Genomic DNA, 1,456 nt, shown 5'->3' on the forward strand with positions numbered 1-1,456 from the left:
GGCGCCCGAGCCGGCCTCGGTCGCGGCGACACCTCTCGCGGCGGTGCCGACGGGCCCGTGGCTTGCAGCCGCGCTCGCCACGTTCGAGACCGCGGCGGCGGGCGGCTACCACCTCGTCGAGGCGGCCGCGGGGTGGGCGCGCCTGGCCGCATGGGTGGCAGCCAAGCAGGCCTCGGTGCTCGCCGCCCTGGCCGCACGGCCCGAGCTGCGACCGGCCGACACCGGCTACCGGTCGCTGAACCCGATCACCAACACCGCGGTGGAGATCGCCGCACGTACCCACCTCACCACGCGGCAGGCCGAGAACCAGGTCGGCCATGCCGTCCAGTTGGTCGAGGACTTCCCGGCCACGCACGCGATGGTGGAAGCCGGGCGCATCGACGAGCGCCGGGCCAGGGTCATCACCGCCGAGCTCGGCGGCCAGGAACCTCAGGTCCGGCGACGCATCGAGGCCGCGGTCCTGCCGGCGGCGCCCGGCCTGGACTCGGTGGAGTTGCGGCGCACGATCCAGGAACTGCTGCACGACCTGGCGCCGGTGGGGACCGAGCGGCGCTGTCAGCAGGCGCGGGAGCGCCGCGACGTCACCATGATCCCGGCCGAGGACGGGATGGCGCACCTGCAGGCCTACCTCCCGGCCGAGGACGCCGTCGCGGTGACGTCCGTCCTGCACGCCGCCGCGGACACCCTCAAGCGACACGACGCCGCCGCCGGGTGCGAGCCACGCACCGCCGCCCAGCGACGCGCCGACGCCCTCGCGGCGCTGGCCTGGGCCGCCCTGGACTCCCAGAGGATCGGCGGTGGCACCCATCGGCTCGCGCACCGGCCCGGCTGCCCGTGCACGTGCGATCGCACCCACCCCGACGCCGGCATCCCGGGCCGCGTCACGCCCGCCCACGGCCGCGACGCGCCGGACGGCGCTCAGGTGCGGTCTGCTGCCGGGCAGGCGGTGTCGGTAACGCTCGCGGCCGCGCAGGGGCGGCCGGTCAGCGTGCACCTCACCGTCGCGTTGTCCTCGGTCATCGGCATGGACGATCGCCCCGGACACCTGGCCGGGTACGGCCCGATCCCCGCGCAGATCGCCCGCCACCTCGCCGCCGCGGGGACCTGGCAGTGGGTCGGCACCCATCCCGCCACCGGCCACGTCCTGGACCACGGCACCACCAGATACCGGCCGCCGCAGGCGCTCATCGACCACGTCGTCCTGCGGGATCGCACCTGCCGCACCCCAGGCTGCCACCGTCCGGCCATCCGCTGCGACATTGACCACCACACCCCACACGCGGCCGGCGGACCGACCAGCGCCTGCAACTGCCAACCCCTGTGCCGACACCACCACCTGCTCAAACACCGAGGCGGCTGGACCGTCCACCGCGACACCACCGGCAACACCGTATGGACCAGCCCCACCGGCCACACCTACATCAAACCCCCCGAACGGATCGGACCGGCCAAGCAG

Annotated in this window: 1 protein-coding gene; it reads left to right on the forward strand. The window is 75.0% G+C overall.

Annotated features, from left to right (window positions below):
• A partial coding sequence (locus E1269_RS31970) for an HNH endonuclease signature motif containing protein (RefSeq protein ID WP_131902297.1) occupies window positions 1-1,456 on the forward strand: 1,456 nt, incomplete at both ends.

Origin of the sequence: Jiangella asiatica (assembly GCF_004349065.1) — a bacterium.
In the GTDB taxonomy this organism is placed as follows: Bacteria; Actinomycetota; Actinomycetes; order Jiangellales; family Jiangellaceae; genus Jiangella; species Jiangella asiatica.